The 18110-nt window shown below is 72.3% G+C and carries 11 protein-coding genes and 1 riboswitch; of the genes, 5 read left to right on the top strand and 6 right to left on the bottom strand.

Annotated elements, in window-relative coordinates:
- Nucleotide 1: 1 nt before the first annotated feature.
- Nucleotides 2-201: riboswitch (cyclic di-AMP (ydaO/yuaA leader) on the bottom strand.
- A gap of 189 nt (nt 202-390) precedes the next feature.
- Nucleotides 391-1779, bottom strand: coding sequence for a M16 family metallopeptidase (locus ABD363_RS12055; RefSeq protein WP_344602422.1), 1389 nt, complete (start codon nt 1777-1779; stop codon nt 391-393).
- A complete protein-coding gene (locus ABD363_RS12060) occupies nt 1776-3137 on the bottom strand; it encodes a M16 family metallopeptidase (RefSeq protein WP_344602420.1) in 1362 nt (453 codons plus the stop codon). Before ABD363_RS12060 ends, ABD363_RS12055 begins: the two co-directional genes overlap by 4 nt.
- 264 nt (nt 3138-3401) lie before the next feature.
- Here ABD363_RS12060 and ABD363_RS12065 point away from each other — a divergent pair, with 264 nt between their 5' ends.
- Nucleotides 3402-5855 carry a DNA gyrase/topoisomerase IV subunit A gene (locus ABD363_RS12065; protein WP_344602418.1) on the top strand — a complete coding sequence of 818 codons (2454 nt, stop codon included), beginning with the start codon at nt 3402-3404 and terminating at the stop codon, nt 5853-5855.
- Nucleotides 5856-5963: 108 nt separating this feature from the next.
- Here the strand turns inward: ABD363_RS12065 and ABD363_RS12070 are convergent, their stop codons facing one another.
- Complete coding sequence (locus ABD363_RS12070; protein ID WP_425577976.1) at nt 5964-7136, bottom strand: CobW family GTP-binding protein; 1173 nt, start codon at nt 7134-7136, stop codon at nt 5964-5966.
- 578 nt (nt 7137-7714) lie between these two features.
- Between ABD363_RS12070 and ABD363_RS12075 the strand changes: the two genes are divergently transcribed.
- The 3 genes from ABD363_RS12075 (at nt 7715) to ABD363_RS12085 (ending at nt 11210) form a co-directional block, all read left to right on the top strand.
- A complete protein-coding gene (locus ABD363_RS12075) occupies nt 7715-8659 on the top strand; it encodes a ferredoxin family protein (RefSeq protein WP_344602416.1) in 945 nt (314 codons plus the stop codon).
- Between the two features lie 197 nt (nt 8660-8856).
- Nucleotides 8857-10533, top strand: coding sequence for a sensor histidine kinase (locus ABD363_RS12080; protein WP_344602414.1), 1677 nt, complete (start codon nt 8857-8859; stop codon nt 10531-10533).
- Nucleotides 10530-11210 carry a response regulator gene (locus ABD363_RS12085; protein WP_344602412.1) on the top strand — a complete coding sequence of 227 codons (681 nt, stop codon included), beginning with the start codon at nt 10530-10532 and terminating at the stop codon, nt 11208-11210. Before ABD363_RS12080 ends, ABD363_RS12085 begins: the two co-directional genes overlap by 4 nt.
- Before the next feature lie 262 nt (nt 11211-11472).
- Here the strand turns inward: ABD363_RS12085 and ABD363_RS12090 are convergent, their stop codons facing one another.
- Nucleotides 11473-13596: a DNA gyrase/topoisomerase IV subunit B gene (locus ABD363_RS12090; protein WP_344602410.1), complete on the bottom strand. Its 2124-nt coding sequence runs from the start codon at nt 13594-13596 to the stop codon at nt 11473-11475.
- A 442-nt stretch (nt 13597-14038) separates the two neighbouring features.
- Between ABD363_RS12090 and ABD363_RS12095 the strand changes: the two genes are divergently transcribed.
- Nucleotides 14039-14269: a DUF7455 domain-containing protein gene (locus ABD363_RS12095; RefSeq protein ID WP_344602408.1), complete on the top strand. Its 231-nt coding sequence runs from the start codon at nt 14039-14041 to the stop codon at nt 14267-14269.
- Nucleotides 14270-14375: 106 nt separating this feature from the next.
- On the opposite strand, the gene ABD363_RS12100 is transcribed toward ABD363_RS12095, so the two are convergent.
- Both ABD363_RS12100 and ABD363_RS12105 read right to left on the bottom strand, forming a co-directional pair.
- Entirely contained in the window at nt 14376-15239 is an 864-nt protein-coding gene (locus ABD363_RS12100) for a serine protease (protein WP_344602406.1), read from the bottom strand.
- A 936-nt stretch (nt 15240-16175) separates the two neighbouring features.
- Entirely contained in the window at nt 16176-17711 is a 1536-nt protein-coding gene (locus ABD363_RS12105) for an RNA polymerase sigma factor (RefSeq protein ID WP_344602404.1), read from the bottom strand.
- Between the last annotated feature and the right edge of the window lie 399 nt (nt 17712-18110).

Below are 18110 nucleotides of genomic sequence, written 5' to 3'. Positions count from 1 at the left end.
TCCTTTCCTTCCCTCTCGCCTGCCGGGTTAGCTGACGGGTTCGGAGCAGGAAGGTCTCCTACGGGCCCCCTCGCGCTCGCGCGGGCGCCCGATTCACCCCGGGGGGACTGCTGGTCCCCTCCAGCCGCGGAGGCGGCGGGAGGAGGGTGGGTCCCCGGCTCCCCCGGCTCGCGCCGTACGGGGATTCGGCGATGGCTGCCCGCTGCCGCGGGTGCGGCGCACTGCCTGACGGACAGCCCGGAAGACGTTAAGCGCGCCGGTCCGCAAACCCCAAACACGACACGGGTTTTGTAGCGCATCCCACAGGCCGGACAGGCAACCTCCACCCCAATCCGGGCATAAGGGAGCCCTGGTGACGTATCCGTCGCCAGGGCTCCCGCGCGCGTGCCGCTACTCGGCGGACACCACGGTGACCTCACCGATGCCGAGGGCCTCCACCGGCTCCTTGATCTGCGCCGCGTCACCGACGAGGACGGTCACCAGGCGGTCCACCGGGAAGGCGTTCACGACCGCCGCGGTGGCCTCCACGGTGCCGGTCTCGGCGAGCCGGCGGTACAGCGTGGCCTGGTAGTCGTCGGGCAGGTGCTGCTCGACCTGGTCGGCCAGGGTGGCGGCGACGGCCGCCGCGGTCTCGTACTTCAGCGGCGCCACGCCCACCAGGTTCTGCACGGCGACGTCGCGCTCGGCGTCGGTGAGCCCCTCCTCGGCGAGCGTGCGCAGCACCGTCCACAGGTCCCGCAGGGCGGGGCCGGTGTTCGGGGTGTCCACGGAGCCGCTGATGGCGAGCATCGCGGCGCCGGTGCCCTCCGGGGAGGACCTGAGGACCTGCCCGAACGCCCGCACGCCGTAGGTGTAGCCCTTCTCCTCGCGCAGGACGCGGTCCAGGCGGGAGGTGAGGGTGCCGCCGAGGCAGTACGTGCCGAGCACCTGCGCGGGCCACACGCCGTCGTGCCGGTCCGGGCCGGTGCGGCCGATCAGCAGCTGCGTCTGGACGGCGCCGGGGCGGTCCACGACGACCACCCGGCCGGTGTCGTCGGCGATCACCGGGGGCACGGGCCGCGGCTCGGCCGGGGAGCCGGTCCACGCGCCGAGCGTGTCGCCGAGCAGCGCGTCGAGGTCGATGCCGGTGAGGTCGCCGACGACCACGGCGGTGGCCGTGGCGGGGCGGACGTGCTTCTCGTAGAAGGCGCGGACGGCCGCGGAGTCGATGTTCGCGACCGTCTCCTCGGTGCCCTGGCGCGGGCGCGACATGCGCGAACTCGCCGGGAACAGCTCCCTGGAGAGCTCCTTGGCGGCCCGGCGGGCGGGGTTGGCCAGCTCGTGCGGGATCTCGTCGAGCCGGTTGCGCACCAGCCGCTCCACCTCGCCGTCCGCGAACGCGGGCGACCTGAGGGCGTCGGCGATCAGCCCGAGCGCCTTGGCCAGGCGGGAGGCCGGCACCTCCAGGCTCAGGCGTACGCCGGGGTGGTCGGCGTGCGTGTCGAGGGTGGCGCCGCAGCGCTCCAGCTCGGCGGCGAACTCCTCGGCGGAGTGCTTGTCGGTGCCCTCGGCGAAGGCCCGCGCCATGATCGTGGCGACGCCGTCGAGGCCGGCCGGCTCGGCGTCCAGGGGGGCGTCGAGGAGGACCTCGACGGCGACGACCTGCTGGCCGGGGCGGTGGCAGCGCAGGACCGTCAGGCCGTTGCCGAGCGTCCCGCGCGTGGGGGCCGGGAACGCCCAGGGCCTGGGCTCGCCTCCCTCGGGCCGGGGGTGGAACTCCATCGTGGCGAGCTCGGTCACTTCGCCGTCTCCTCGTTGTCGTCGGTGGCCGCGGCGTCCGCTTCCCCGGCCTCGGTGGCGACCGGCTCGTAGACGAGCACCGCGCGGTTGTCGGGGCGCAGGCGGGCCTTGGCCACCTCCTGCACCTCCTCCGCCGTCACCTCCAGCACGCGCTGGACGGCGGTCAGGGCGAGCTGGGGGTCGCCGAAGAGGACCGCGTACCGGCACAGCTCGTCGGCGCGGCCCGCGACCGTGCCGAGCCGGTCCAGCCACTCGCGCTCCAGCTGGGCCTGGGCGCGCTCCATCTCCTCGGCCGTGGGGCCCTCCTCGGCGAACCGGGCGAGCTCCTCGTCGACGGCGGCCTCGATGACGGGCACCTCGACGTCACCGGACGTCTTCACGTCCAGCCAGCCCATCGAGGGCGCACCGGCCAGCCGCAGCAGGCCGAACCCGGCCGCCACCGCCGTGCGGTCGCGCCGGACGAGCCGGTTGTACAGGCGGGAGGACTCGCCGCCGCCCAGGACGGTGAGCGCCAGGTCGGCCGCGTCGCACGCGCGCGTGCCGTCGTGCGGCAGGCGGTAGGCCGCCATCAGGGCGCGCGCCGGGACCTCCTCCTCGACGACCTCGCGCAGCTGCCGGCCGATGATGTCGGGCAGCGAGCCGTCCCGGGGCTCCGGCTTGCCGTCGTGGGCCGGGATGGAGCCGAAGTACTTCTCGACCCAGGCGAGCGTCTGCTCGGGGTCGATGTCGCCGACGACCGACAGCACCGCGTTGTTCGGCGCGTAGTACGTGCGGAAGAACCGGCGGGCGTCCTCCAGGGTCGCCGCGTCCAGGTCGGCCATCGAGCCGATCGGGGTGTGGTGGTAGGGGTGGCCCTCCGGGTAGGCCAGGGCGGTCAGCCGCTCGAAGGCCGTGCCGTAGGGGACGTTGTCGTAGCGCTGGCGGCGCTCGTTCTTGACGACGTCCCGCTGGTTCTCCATGGACTCCTCGTCCAGCGCGGCCAGCAGCGAGCCCATGCGGTCGGCCTCCAGCCAGAGGGCGAGCTCCAGCTGGTGGGCGGGCATGGTCTCGAAGTAGTTGGTCCGCTCGAAGCTGGTGGTGCCGTTCAGCGAACCGCCCGCGCCCTGGACGAGTTCGAAGTGGCCGTTGCCCTTGACCTGGGCGGACCCCTGGAACATGAGGTGCTCGAAAAGGTGAGCCAGGCCGGTGCGTCCCTCGACCTCGTGGCGCGAGCCCACGTCGTACCAGAGGCACACCGCCGCGACCGGGGTCAGGTGGTCCTCGGAGAGCACCACGCGCAGGCCGTTGGCCAGGCGGTGCTCGGTCGCTGTCAGGCCCCCGGAGCCTGCCTGGGCTGTGGCCGTGTGACCCATGGGCATGTACGTCCCTTCGATCGCGATGCGGTGGCTGAGACCGCGCCTTTCCTGCCGTCCTGCCACTGTATGCAAGCGTGCGGGCCGCCGGTGAAGTTCCCGGCCGCCGTACGCCGAGAGCGAGAACGGGGCGATCCGGCGCGAGGGCGTAGCCTGCGGGCAGCGCCGGGCCGGGCGCCCACCCCGGGTCCTGGTCCCGCGCTGTCAGTGCCGCGGTCCACAATGGTCCGCGTCAGACACCGTTCACGCTTCAGCAAGGAGCCGGCAGCGATGGCCCGCCGTAGCACGAAGACCCCACCGCCCGACGACTCGTACGAGGAGAAGATCCTCGACATCGACGTCGTCGACGAGATGCAGGGCTCCTTCCTTGAGTACGCGTACTCGGTGATCTACTCCCGGGCCCTGCCGGACGCCCGCGACGGCCTCAAACCGGTGCACCGCCGCATCGTCTACCAGATGAACGAGATGGGCCTGCGCCCCGACCGCGGCTATGTGAAGTGCGCCCGCGTGGTCGGCGAGGTCATGGGCAAGCTGCACCCGCACGGCGACGCGTCGATCTACGACGCCCTGGTGCGCATGGCCCAGCCCTTCTCCATGCGCGTCCCGCTGGTCGACGGCCACGGCAACTTCGGCTCGCTGGGCAACGACGACCCGCCCGCCGCCATGCGGTACACCGAGTGCCGGATGACCGAGGCCACGAGCCTGATGACGGAGTCCATCGACGAGGACACCGTCGACTTCCAGCCCAACTACGACGGCCAGGAGCGCGAGCCGGTGGCGCTGCCCGCCGCCTTCCCGAACCTGCTGGTCAACGGCGCCTCGGGCATCGCCGTCGGCATGGCCACGAACATGCCGCCGCACAACCTGCGCGAGGTGATCGCGGCCGCCCGCCACCTGATCCGGTACCCGAACGCCGATCTCGACGCCCTGATGAAGCACGTCCCGGGCCCCGACCTGCCCACCGGCGGCCGGATCGTCGGCCTGTCCGGCATCCGGGACGCCTACGAGACGGGCCGCGGCACGTTCAAGATCCGCGCCACGGTCTCGGTGGAGAACGTCACCGCGCGCCGCAAGGGCCTCGTCGTCACCGAACTGCCCTTCACGGTCGGCCCCGAGAAGGTCATCGCCAAGATCAAGGACCTGGTCGGCTCGAAGAAGCTCCAGGGCATCGCCGACGTCAAGGACCTCACCGACCGGGAGCACGGCCTGCGCCTGGTCATCGAGATCAAGAACGGCTTCGTGCCGGAGGCCGTCCTGGAGCAGCTCTACAAGCTGACGCCGATGGAGGAGTCCTTCGGCATCAACAACGTCGCCCTGGTGGACGGCCAGCCGCTCACGCTGGGCCTGAAGGAACTCCTGGAGGTCTACCTCGACCACCGCTTCGACGTCGTCCGCCGCCGCTCCGAGTTCCGCCGCGGCAAGAAGCGCGACCGCCTGCACCTGGTCCAGGGCCTGCTCACGGCCCTGCTGGACATCGACGAGGTCATCCGCCTCATCCGCTCCAGCGAGAACTCCGCACAGGCCAAGCAGCGCCTGATGGAGCGTTTCTCCCTGAGCGAGATCCAGACCCAGTACATCCTGGACACGCCGCTGCGCCGCCTGACCAAGTACGACCGCGTCGAGCTGGAGGCGGAGCAGGACCGGCTCACCGAGGAGATCGAGGAACTGACCCGGATCCTCGAGTCCGACACGGAGCTGCGCAAGCTGGTCTCCTCCGAACTGGCCGCGGTGGCGAAGAAGTTCGGCACCGACCGCCGTACGGTGCTGCTGGAGTCGTCGGACACCCCGGTCGCCGTGCCGCTGCAGGTGGCGGACGACCCGTGCCGGGTGCTGCTGTCCTCCACGGGCCTGCTGGCCCGTACGGCGAACGCCGACCCCTTCCCCGCGGACGCCCGCGCCAAGCGCGTCAAGCACGACGTGATCGTCTCGGCGGTGCCGGCCACGGCCCGCGGCGAGATCGGTGTGGTGACCTCGGCCGGCCGTCTGCTCCGCCTGAACGTGATCGACCTCCCCCAGCTCCCGGAGACGACAACGACGCCGAACCTCTCGGGAGGTGCGCCGCTCGCGGAGTTCGTCTCCCTCCAGGACGACGAGACGGTGGTCTGCCTGACCACGCTCGACGAGTCCTCGCCGGGCCTGGCGCTCGGCACCGAGCAGGGCGTGGTCAAGCGCGTGGTGCCCGACTACCCGGCCAACAAGGAGGAGCTGGAGGTCATCACGCTCAAGGAGGGCGACCGGATCGTCGGCGCGGTGGAACTGCGCACCGGCGAGGAGGACCTGGTCTTCATCACGGACGACGCGCAGCTGCTGCGCTTCCAGGCCTCGCAGGTCCGGCCCCAGGGCCGTCCGGCGGGCGGCGTGGCGGGCATCAAGCTGACCGACGGCGCGAGGGTGATCTCCTTCACGGCCGTCGACCCGGCCGCCGACGCGGTGGTGTTCACGGTCGCGGGCTCGCGCGGCACGCTGGACGACTCCGTGCAGACCACGGCCAAGCTGACCCCGTTCGACCAGTTCCCGCGCAAGGGCCGCGCCACCGGCGGCGTCCGCTGCCAGCGGTTCCTGAAGGGCGAGGACTGCCTGGCCCTGGCCTGGGCGGGCGCCGCCCCGGCCCGCGCCGCCCAGAAGAACGGCTCCCCGGCCGAACTGCCGGAACTCGATCCGCGCCGCGACGGCTCGGGCGTGTCCCTGCCGAAGACGGTGGCGGTGGTGGCGGGGCCCGCCTGAGCCGGGAGGGCTTCGCGGGGCCGGGGTCCCGGGCACGGGGCCCCGGTCGCCGGGAGCCTGGACGCGGGTCCCGGCCGCCGGGGTCCCGTGGCCGGGGCCCGGCTCGCCCTAGTGACTCCGCTCGTCGGGATCCTGGTGGCAGGGGTCCAGGTCCTCGGGATCCTCGTCGTAGGGATCCAGGTCCTCGGGATCCCGCTCACCGGGGTCCCACGCCTCGGGGTCCCGATGACCGGGATCCTGTTCCCGCCCCTCGGGGTCCCGGTCCCGCTCGCGCTCCTCGGGATCCTGGACGAAGCGCAGGACGCCCCACATGCCGTGCTCGTCGGCGTGCGAGGTCTCGTTCCTGCACGCCTCCAGCTCCTTGCCGAGGGCCGGCGCGTCGATGCCGGAGCCGATGAGGACCAACTGCGTGAGGCGTTCGCCGCCGGGCGCCCACGGCTCCGGGTAGAAGCGCAGGAACCGGCCCACGGCGTGGATCGCGTACCGGTTCCGGGGGTCGTACGGACCGAAGTCGACGTACCCCTTGATCCGGTACAGCCCCTCGGGCCGGCTGTCGAGGAACGCCATCAGTCGCCGCGGGTCGAGAGGCGCCGCGGAGACGAAGGACACGCTGTCGTAGGCGGTGTGCAGGTGCCCGGCGTGACCGTCCGCGCCCTCGTCCCGACCGTGGTCGTGCAGGTCGTCGAAGGACAGCTGCCCGACCCGCTCCTCGCTCGGCCTGCAGTCGAAGAGGAACTCGGGGTCGATGCGGCCGTAGGCGGCCGGCACCACGGCGGCCCGGTCGGCGAGGGACCGCACGAGGCCGAGCACGCGCTCGCCGTCCGCCGCCCGGTCGAGCTTGTTGACCACCACGAGGTCGGCCAGGGCGAGGTGCCGGTCGATCTCGGGGTGCTTCGCCCGGGTGTCGTCGAACTCCGCGGCGTCGACGACCTCGACGAGCCCGCCGTACACGACCCCCGGATGCTCGCTGGCGAGCACCATGCGCACGAGTTCCCGCGGCTCGGCGAGCCCGCTGGCCTCGATGACGATGACGTCGACGCCGGTGGCGGGCCGCGCGAGCCGCTCCAGGTACAGGTCGAGCTCACCGACGTCGACGGCGCAGCACAGGCAGCCGTTGCCCAGGGAGACGGTGGAGTCGCCGAGCGCGCCCGCCACCGCCATCGCGTCGATCTCGATGGCGCCGAAGTCGTTGACGACGACGCCGATCCGGCTGCCGCCGCTGTGGTGGAGGAGGTGGTTCAGCAGAGTCGTCTTCCCGGAGCCGAGGAATCCGGCGAGCACGACGACCGGGATCTGCCGCGGCCCCGGGTGCGCCCCCGTACCGGCACCGGCGCTCGGACCCGGTCCCGCGGCCGGAGCCGGATCCCCTGCCGGAGCCGGCCCCTCGTCCGGCCTCGGATCATCCGGCCTCGGACTCGGGGCCGGGCCTGGGCCCGGGCTCGGGCCGGCGCTCTGAGTCGGGCTCGGCTGGCTCACTGTGCGACCTCTCTCACGCCGTCGCGCACACCGGTGCGTGCCCGGCGTACCTGGGGAACGGAATGCCGACCCAGGATACGAGCGGGGAGAAACCCCGTGGCGTGGACGATCGCCGGCGACGCTCGCGGGGCACACCCCGCCGCCGTCCTGGCGCTCGTCGCGCCCGCCGCCTCGCCCCGGGTGCCCCACGGCGAGCGGGACGGTCCCGCCGTCGCTCGTGCGGCGGGCCGGCCGCCCACGCCCCGGAGGAGTGCGGGGAGCGGCCGCTGCGCATACGCCCGAGCGGCCGGTACGCGGGGGCCCGGGCCCCCGCTGCCCCTGCCGGAGCAGCGACCGGGCGCGGCTGGAGAGCGCCCGGCTCACATCAGGTTAGGCTCACCTTCGTGAGTACGTGCTCAACCGTCTCCCTGGACCTCGACGAGCCCCTCGCGGGAACCGCGGCCACCGCGCGGACCTGGCTGCTGCTGGAACAGCCCGGTCCCTGGGGCGCCAAGGCGCTCACCGCCAGCCACCTGGATCCCGCGCTGGGCCGTGCCCTGGAGGCGGCCGCGAAGGGCACGGGCGTACGCATCGCGCTCATCCGCCGCCCCGGACGGCACGCCGACTGCGGCGCGCCCGCCGAACGCCGGGTGTACGCGGCCCACACCGTCGCGGGAAACGCGTGGCTGCACGGCGCCACCGTCACCGACCCCGGGCGCCTGCTCGACCTCGACTTCGCCGCCCTCGGCAGCGGCGATCACCAGACCTTCGGCTCGGTGCTCCGCGGCGCGCCCCACACGGGCGATCCGCTCGCCCTCGTCTGCACCAACGGCAAGCGCGACCGCTGCTGCGCCCTCCTCGGCCGCCCCCTGGCGGCCGAACTCGCCGCCTCCGGGTTCCAGGGCGTCTGGGAGGTCACCCATCTGGGTGGTCACCGTTTCTCGCCGACGCTGCTCGTCCTGCCGTACGGATACGCCTACGGCCGGGTCGGGGCCCCGGCCGTCAAGGAGATCCTGCACGGAGTGCGGGAGGGGCGGATCGTCGTGGCGGGATGCCGCGGGAACTCGGCCTGGGAACGCCCCGGCCAGGCGGCCGAACTGGCCGTGCGCACGGCCTCGGGCGAGGACGGGGCGGAGACGCTGGGCGTGGTGCGGACGGACGGCGCGGCCCCCCGCTGGGAGGTGACCGTCGCCCACACCGACGGGCGCCACTGGCGGGTCGTGGTGGCCCAGGGCCGGCCCCGGCCGCCCCGCCCGGAGAGCTGCGGCGCGTCGGTGCTGGGCTCACCGGCGCGGATGGACGTGGTGGAGGTGCGCGAGCTCGCGGTGGCGACGGCGCTGGCGAGCTGACCGCGAGGACTTCCCGGCCGGCCCGGCCTCCCGCTCGCACCGCTTCCCCCTGCGTCTCCCCGAGCCGCTTCCCGCTCCCCCGCCGCGGTTTCCCGCTCGCCCCGCCGCCCGGCCCGGCGACCGGGAAGGCCGGCGACCGGGAGATCCGCGCCACACCCCGTCACAGCGGCTGGACACCCCCACGTACCGTCATGGGCATGAGCCCCACTCCCCCCGCACGCCGCCTGCGCCTCGGCCTGCCGCGGCGGATGTTCTCGCAGGTGCTGCTGATGCAGGTGGCGATCGCCGCGGGAGTCGCGGTGCTCGCGACCGGGTTGTTCCTCGCGCCGCTCGGCGACCAGCTGGACGACCAGGCGATGCGCCGGGCCCTGGCGATCGCGCAGACCACCGCGCAGCAGCCGCGGCTCGCGGAGGACCTGCGCAGCACCCCTCCGACGCCGTCCGGACCGGTGCAACGGGAGGCGGAACGGATCCGGAGGGCCACCGGGGCGGAGTACGTCGTGGTCATGGACCGGCGGGGGGTGCGCTGGTCGCACACCGACCCGCGGCAGATCGGCGGCGTCGTGTCGACCGATCCCAGCCGGGCCCTGTCCGGCCGGGAGGTCATGGCCATCGACGACGGCACCCTGGGCCGCACCGCCCGCGGCAAGGTGCCGCTGCGCGACAGCACCGGCACCATCGTCGGGGCGGTGTCGGTCGGCATCGCGTACGACAGCGTCCGGGCACGCCTGATCCACGCGATCCCCGAGCTCCTCGCATACGCCGGGGGCGCCCTGGCCGTCGGTGCGCTGGCCGCCTGGCTCGTCTCGCGCCGGGTCCAGCGGCAGACCCGCGACCTGGCCTTCTCCGACATCGCGGCGCTGCTCGCGGAGCGCGAGGCGATGCTGCACGGCATCCGGGAGGGCGTCGTCGCCCTCGACCGCGCCGGCCGCATCCGCCTCCTCAACGACGAGGCGCAGCGCCTGCTGGAGCTGGGGGACGAGGCCCTCGGCCGGTCTCCGGACGAGGCGCTCGGCGGGGGGCGCACGGCCGACGTCCTGGCCGGCCGGGTGACGGGCACCGATCTGCTCATGGTCCGCGGCCAGCGCGTCCTGGTCGCCAACCGGATGCCCACCGGCGACGGCGGCGCCGTCGCCACCCTGCGCGACCGTACCGAGCTGGAGCAGCTGGGCCGGGAGCTGGACTCGACGCGCGGCCTGATCGACGCCCTGCGTGCCCAGGACCACGAGCACGCCAACCGCATGCACACGCTGCTGGGGCTGCTCGAACTGGAGCTGTACGACGACGCGGCGGAATTCGTCGGGGAGGTGGTCGGCGACCACCGGGCCACCGCCGAACAGATCACCGAGAAGATCCAGGACCCGCTTCTCGCCGCGCTGCTGGTGGGCAAGGCCACGGTCGCGGCCGAGCGCGGCGTCGCCCTGCGCGTCTCGGACCGGACCCGGCTCCCGGACCTCCTGATCGACTCCAGGGGGCTCGTCACGATCGTCGGCAACCTCGTGGACAACGCGCTCGACGCCGCCGCGGGCACGCCGCACGCGCGCGTGGAGGTCGAACTGCGGGCCGAGGGGCGGACCGCGATCCTCCGGGTGCGCGACACAGGGCCCGGAATTCCGGTGGACCGACGCGAGTTGGTCTTCACGGAGGGCTGGTCCACCAAGACGCCGCCCGCACACCGCCGGCGCGGCCTCGGGCTCTCCCTGGTGCGCAGGCTCGCCGAGCGGCAGGGCGGCAGCGTGACGGCCGGCGAGGCGCACGGCGGGGGCGCGGAGTTCACCGTCGTCCTGCCGGAGGCGCTGACCGAGCCGGATCCGGTACCCGTCCCCACCGTGCCGCCGGCCGCGCGGGCCGTCACCGAGGAGGAGTCGCGATGATCGAGGTCCTGGTCGTGGACGACGACACTCGGGTCGCCCGGGTCAACACGGCCTACGTCGAGAAGGTGCCGGGTTTCCACGTCGCCGCCGAGGCCCACAGCGCGGCGGAGGCGCTGCACAGGCTGGAGACGCTGCCCGGCCTGGACCTGGTCCTGATGGATCACTACCTGCCCGACGAGACGGGACTGGCGGTCGTCCAGGAGATGCGCCGGCGCGGCCACCAGGCCGACGTGATCATGGTGACGGCGGCGCGGGACGTGTCCACCGTCCAGGCGGCGATGCGGCACGGTGCTCTGCAGTACCTGGTCAAACCGTTCGCCTTCGCGGGTCTGCGCGCCAAGCTGGAGGCGTACGCGGAGCTGCGCCGCACCCTCGACGGCGGCGGCGAGGCCGAACAGGCCGAGGTGGACCGCATCTTCGGCGCCCTGTCCACGCCGTCGGAACCGGAGCTGCCCAAGGGGCACTCCCCCACCACGGCGGAGCTGGTGCGGCAGTCCCTGATGAACGCCGACGGCCCGCTGTCCGCCCAGGAGATCGCCGAGCGGACCGGGGTGAGCCGTCAGACCGCCCAGCGCTATCTGAAGCTCCTGGAGCGCACGGGACGGGCCGTACTGACCCTCAGGTACGGCGAAGCGGGCCGCCCGGAGCACCGTTACGTGTGGGCGACCCGCGCCTGAGGCACGGCCCGTGGAGGCGGGGGAAAGGACCATTCCCGGGCTCTTCGTGCGGATGCCGGCCGCCTGCGGCCGCGTGGCCCCCGCCGGGTACGGCTCACCCGGTCCGGCCCCGGCCCCACGATGCCGGAGCTGAGCGCCTTGAGCGCCCCGCCGGGATCCCGGCGCGGGTGCGGGGCGTCACGCCGGGCCCGCGGCCCCGGCCCGTACCGGGCAGGCCCCGGGACCGGGGCCCGCCGGCCGACGCCCGGACCCGGTGCGGCGCCTACGCGTCGATACGCGACCGGTCCAGCGTCGCCGCCGAATTGGAGATGAACTCCTTGCGGGGAGCGACCTCGTTGCCCATCAGCAGGTCGAAGATCTGTTCCGCGGCTTCCAGGTCGGTGAGGTTGATCCGGCGCAGTGTGCGGTGGCGCGGGTCCATGGTCGTCTCGGCCAGCTGGTCGGCGTCCATCTCGCCGAGGCCCTTGTAGCGCTGGATGGAGTCCTTGTAACGGATGCCCTTGCTCTGGAACTCCATGAGCTTGTCCCGCAGCTCACGGTCGGAGTACGTGTAGACGTACTTGTCCTGCCCCCTCTTCGGCTGGACGATCTCGATGCGGTGCAGCGGCGGGACCGCGGCGAACACCCGGCCCGCCTCGACCATGGGCCGCATGTAGCGGTGGAACAGCGTCAGCAGCAGCGTGCGGATGTGGGAGCCGTCCACGTCGGCGTCGGTCATCATGATGATCTTGCCGTAGCGGGCCTGGTCGATGTCGAAGGTCCGGCCGGACCCGGCTCCTATGACCTGGATGATCGCACCGCACTCGGCGTTCTTCAGCATGTCCGTCACGGACGACTTCTGGACGTTGAGGATCTTGCCGCGGATCGGCAGCAGCGCCTGGAACTCGGAGTTCCGGGCGAGCTTCGCCGTACCCAGCGCGGAGTCGCCCTCGACGATGAACAGTTCGCTGCGCTCGACGTCGTCGCTACGGCAGTCGGCTAGCTTGGCGGGCAGCGAGGAGGACTCCAGGGCCGTCTTGCGGCGCTGCGCGTCCTTGTGCTGACGGGCGGCGATGCGGGTGCGGGCCGCGGCGACGGCCTTCTCCAGGACGACGCGGGCCTGCTGGGCGGCGTCGCGCTTGGTGGACGTCAGGAACGCCTTGAGTTCCTTGGTGACGACGTTGTTCACGATGCGGCGGGCCGCCGAGGTGCCGAGCACCTCCTTGGTCTGGCCCTCGAACTGCGGCTCGGCGAGGCGGACCGTGACGACGGCGGTGAGCCCTTCCAGGGCGTCGTCCTTGACGATGTCGTCCTCGGCGACACGCAGCATCTTCTTGGCGCGCAGCACCTCGTTCATCGTCTTCGTGACGGCCTGCTCGAAGCCCGCGACGTGGGTGCCGCCCTTGGGGGTGGCGATGATGTTGACGAAGGACCGGACCGTCGTGTCGTAGCCGGTCCCCCAGCGCAGCGCGACGTCGACGCCGAGCTCGCGCGTGACCTCGGTGGGCGTCATCTGGCCGCGCTCGTCCAGGACGGGGACCGTCTCCTTGAAGGTGCCCTGCCCGGTGAAGCGCAGGACGTCGCAGATGGGCCGGTCGCTCGCCAGGAACTCGCAGAACTCGCTGATGCCGCCGTCGAAGCGGAAGGACTCCTCACCCTTGCTGCCGCCCTCGCCGAGACCGAACTCGTCACGGACGACGATGGTCAGCCCGGGCACCAGGAAGGCGGTCTGGCGGGCGCGCTGGTGCAGCGTCTCCAGGGAGAGCTTGGCGTCCTTGAGGAAGATCTGGCGGTCGGCCCAGTACCGCACGCGCGTGCCGGTGCGGTTCTTCGGGATCTTCTTGGTCCTGCGCAGCCCGCTCCTGGCCTCGAACCTGGCGTCCGGGTCCAGCGCGGCGAAGGTGCCGGGGACGCCGCGCCGGAAGCTGATGGCGTGGGTGTGGCCGCCGCGGTCCACCTCGACGTCCAGCCGGGCGGACAGGGCGTTCACCACGGAGGCGCCGACGCCGTGCAGACCGCCGGAGGCGGCGTACGAGCCGCCGCCGAACTTGCCGCCGGCGTGCAGCTTGGTCATGACGACCTCGACGCCGGACAGGCCGGTCTTGGGCTCGACGTCGACCGGGATGCCACGGCCGTTGTCCCGGACCTCGACCGATCCGTCGTCGTGCAGGATCACCTCGATGTGATCGCAGTAGCCGCCGAGGGCCTCGTCCACGGAGTTGTCGATGATCTCCCAGAGGCAGTGCATCAGACCGCGGCTGTCGGTCGAGCCGATGTACATGCCCGGACGCTTCCGCACGGCCTCGAGCCCCTCGAGGACGAGCAGGTGCCGCGCGGTGTAGTTGGAACCGTCCCGGTCTGCTCCTGCCAGCAGCGCTGTGGACGGCACGGACGTGTCGGCGGTCACGCGGTTCGCTCCTCGCTGAATTTCAGATGGGGCCCCTGTGGGCAAGGGCGCGGCGTCGTTCACCGGTCAGAGGGTACCGAGGCCTGGTAGAGCCGTTGTAACGCCACCCTCGACGGGGACTCAGACTAGTCCAGGATCGCATACCTGTTCGATACCTCGATGGGGTGAAGCACACATCACGTTCCTTTCGAGGCATGAACCATTTAGGCTCCGGGCACGTCCTCATGAACAACCGGCAACCCGGCCGGGAGGACCGACCACTGACCGAACGCGCGAACCCGTACGACACAGAGACACGCAATACGGCACATTCGCCGCCAACCGGCAGCGCCCAGCCGCCTCGTGAAGATTTTTTCAAGGAAAAGCCTCGAGCGGGAACGTTTTGGGGCTGGTTGGATGTTGACCCTGGTACGACAGCTCGTCGAGCTAGAGAAGAGGCGACGTGACTACTGTTCTGACTTCCGCAAGCCCGCTGACGGCCGCTGATCGCTGCGACCGCTGCGGCGCCCAGGCATACCTGCGCGTCGTCCTGCCGAGCGGCGGAGAACTGCTCTTCTGCGCCCATCACGGCCGCAAGTTCGAGCCGGAACTCAAGAAGATCGCCGCTGAGATACAGGACGAGACGGAGCGGCTGACGTCCATTCCCGGCACCGCCTCCGACGAAGAGCGCTGACCCTTCCCGTAGGACGACGAGCCAGCCCGGCACAGGCCGGTGGACGGGCGGCCGCCTCCGTTGCCCGGAGGCGGCCGCCCGCACTCGTCATCCCTCACCCGGTCCCTCAGGCTCCGTCGGACATGCTCCCGCCGCCCTGCACAGCGGCCTCCCACCCCAGCGTCCGCACCACGGCGGACACACGCGTATACACCCCGGGACTGCCCGGCCGTCCGCAACCGTTGCCCCAGGAGACGAGGCCGATCAGCTTCCCCCGGGCGACGAGCGGCCCGCCGCTGTCCCCCTGGCAGGCATCGCTGCCGCCGGCCTCCTCCCCGGCACACACCATGCTGTCGGCGCGGTACGTGCCGTCGGCACTGTCCGGATACGCCTTCTCGCAGAACGCGTCGGGCAGCACGCGCACGTGTGCCGCGCGCAGGCCGTCCGCGTAGTCGTCGGCGCCCGTGACGTCCCCCCATCCGTAGACGACGGCCCGCGTCCCGGGCTGGTAGGCGGCATCGCCCGCGGCCGCCATCTCGATGACCGAGCCGGACGGCAGCGGCCCGGCGAGGGTGAGCACGGCGAAGTCCCCGTCGTTGCTGACGTCGTCGTAGGACGGGTTCACCCAGACGGAACGGACGGGGATCTCCTGGCCCTGGTCCGAGAACAGATCCGTACGGCCCGCGACGACCACCAGATCGCGCACTTGCTCCAGCCGGGCCCCCAGGGCTCTCTCGCCGAGGCAGTGGGCCGCGGTGAGCACGGTGGTCGGCCCGACGGCCACTCCGCCGCAGAACTGCCCCGCCCGGGTACCCCCGAACTGGCTACGGCTGGACAGCGCCACGGTCCAGGGACTTCGGGACACGTCCACCGGGAAACCCCCGACGACGAGGCTGTCGGCGGGTGCGGCGGCGGACGTGAGCGGTATCACGGCCGACACGGCCGCCAGGACCAGCGGCCGGGCCAGGGCCCGGGCAAGGACGCGACGCATACGGGCTCCTCACACTGAGATGGTCGTCGACAACCCAGCGTGATTCCGTCCAGCGCACTCCGCATCCGCGCGGCGGCACGAAAACCCGCCCCCTGACACCTTCCGTTCCCGTCGCGGCATCCCGGTCCAGGGGATGCCGCGACGGACCCCGGGATCCGGGAGATCCGGACGGCGGCTTCGGGGCCGGAAAGGCTGCCGCGTGAGCGGGGCGCGTGCTCCCGGCTCATGCAGCGGAGCGGCCGACGAAGAGGCGTACCGGATCGTCGGCATCGAGGAGAGGACCGGCCGGCGGCGCGTGACGGCCGTGAGCCGGCCCGCGCCCTGCACACCGGTCGCCGCGCTCCATCCCGATGATCACCGCCCGGTGAGCGGCCCGCCGGGGTCGCGGACCGGGCCGGACCCGGGCGCGGGGAGGGTGACCCCGCCATCGGCGGGCAAGGACGAGAAGCCGCCCATCGCCGCTGGTCGGGGACGCGCTCCGTCACGTCGTGCTCCTGCACCTGTGCGGCGGTCACGGCGCCCGGAAGCGTCCGGAACGCGCACCGGTCACCGCGGTCGGACTCCGCCGTCCCGTCCAGGCGCTTCCCTGGCCCGGGACCGGGAAGGGGAGATGGGCGCTCGCGGCATGTCCACCGTCACCACCGGCGTCCCCGCCCCCTTCCGCGATCCGGCCGACTCCGGCGGCGCGGTCCGCACGAGAACGCCGGCGGCCTGCTCCGGCAGTCCTTCCCCGAGGGCGCCGGCTCGCCGGTCCGCGCCGGGGGCATCCGGGCCTCGCCGCCGGCCTCAACGGCCGCTCACGCGAAACGCCCGGCTGGGATCTCCCAGCCGGGCGTTTCGCGTGGACCTCTCGCGGCCCGAGCGACACGGCCATGTGCTGCGCCGGCCTCGGGAACACCCACCAGGGGCGAGCCTTCCCGGCCGGTACGGCCGGACCTAGTCGAGGTAGTCGCGCAGCACCTGGGAACGCGACGGGTGGCGCAGTTTCGACATGGTCTTGGACTCGATCTGGCGGATGCGCTCGCGCGTGACGCCGTACACCTTGCCGATCTCGTCGAGGGTCTTCGGCTGACCATCGGTGAGACCGAAACGCATGGAGACGACGCCCGCCTCGCGCTCGGAGAGCGTGTCGAGGACGGAGTGCAGCTGCTCCTGCAGCAGCGTGAAGCTGACCGCGTCGGCCGGAACGACCGCCTCGGAGTCCTCGATGAGGTCACCGAACTCGCTGTCGCCGTCCTCACCCAGCGGGGTGTGCAGCGAGATGGGCTCCCGGCCGTACTTCTGGACCTCGATGACCTTCTCCGGGGTCATGTCGAGCTCCTTGGCCAGCTCCTCCGGGGTGGGCTCGCGGCCGAGGTCCTGGAGCATCTGGCGCTGCACGCGCGCGAGCTTGTTGATGACCTCGACCATGTGCACCGGGATGCGGATGGTGCGGGCCTGGTCGGCCATCGCGCGGGTGATCGCCTGACGGATCCACCAGGTGGCGTAGGTGGAGAACTTGTAGCCCTTGGTGTAGTCGAACTTCTCGACCGCGCGGATCAGACCGAGGTTGCCCTCCTGGATGAGGTCCAGGAAGAGCATGCCGCGGCCGGTGTAGCGCTTGGCCAGGGAGACCACCAGGCGGAGGTTGGCCTCCAGGAGGTGGTTCTTGGCCCGGCGGCCGTCCTCGGCGATGATCTCCAGCTCGCGCTTGAGCTTCGGCGCCAGCTTGTCGGAGTTGGCCAGCTTGTCCTCGGCGAACAGGCCCGCCTCGATGCGCTTGGCCAGCTCGACCTCCTGCTCGGCGTTGAGCAGGGGGACCTTGCCGATCTGCTTGAGGTAGTCCTTGACCGGGTCGGCGGTGGCTCCGGCCGCGGCGACCTGCTGCGCGGGCGCGTCGTCCTCGTCCTCGTCGGACAGCACGAAGCCGGCGCTCTCGGCGCCCTCGGGCTCGTCCACGACCTTGGCGTCCTCGAGGACCTCGTCGTCGAGCAGCTCGACGTCGTCCTTCTTGGCGGTGGTCTTCTTGGCCGCCGTCTTCTTGGTCGCGGTGGTCTTCTTCGCGACCGCCTTCTTGGCGGTCGTCTTCTTGGCAGCCGCCTTCTTGGCAGGCGCCTCTTCCTCGGCGGCGGCAGCGGTGCCGGCGGCGGGCGCCGGGGTGGCGGTGGCGGTGGCCTTCCTGGTGGTCACCGTCTTCGCCGCGACCGTCTTGGCGGCGGTGCGCTTCGCGGGGCTCTTCGCTGCGACGCTCTTGCGGGTGCGCTTGGGCTCTGCGGCACTGACCATCAGCGTCACACCCTCTTCCTCGAGGATCTGATTGAGGCTGCGCAGTACGTTCTTCCACTGAGTGGCCGGAATCTGGTCAGCTTCGAAGGCCCGACGCACGTCATCGCCGGCGATCTGCCCCTCAGCCTTTCCCCGCTCAATGAGCGCCATGACAGAGACGGACTCGGCGATCTCCGGCGGGAGCGTACGGGATGTGCTGGCCGACACGAACAACCTCTCGGAACGTTGGAAAACGGCTTCCGGCCCCATCCAGGACGGACAGGAGCCGACCGCCGGCTTGGGGATGGGCCGACGGCGCGGGCGGGGGCCGGGAGATGCACAGCGCCATGAACGGCGTCCGTATTCCCTCCGCGGCTGTCACCTCTTAGGTCATCGCGTTGTTCCCACGAGCGTTACGCCTAATCTTCGTGGCCCGAGTCACACCCCGTAAGCGTTCAAAATCGGTCAGATACGGGCAGACACGGTCATCGACAGCTGCGGCCGTCCCACCTCGGCAGTCCTGCGATCCTGTGATCGCGCCGCGTCGCCGGGCTCCGCGGGATCCGTCGCGATCCCGCGGAGCCCGGCGGAGGACGGCCGTCGGGCGAGTGCGGCCACGGGAGGGGG

It is taken from the genome of Streptomyces glaucus, assembly GCF_039533365.1.
In the GTDB taxonomy this organism is placed as follows: Bacteria; Actinomycetota; Actinomycetes; order Streptomycetales; family Streptomycetaceae; genus Streptomyces; species Streptomyces glaucus.
Note: the sequence above shows the minus strand (reverse complement) of the source record. Positions and strands in the feature narration are given on the sequence as shown.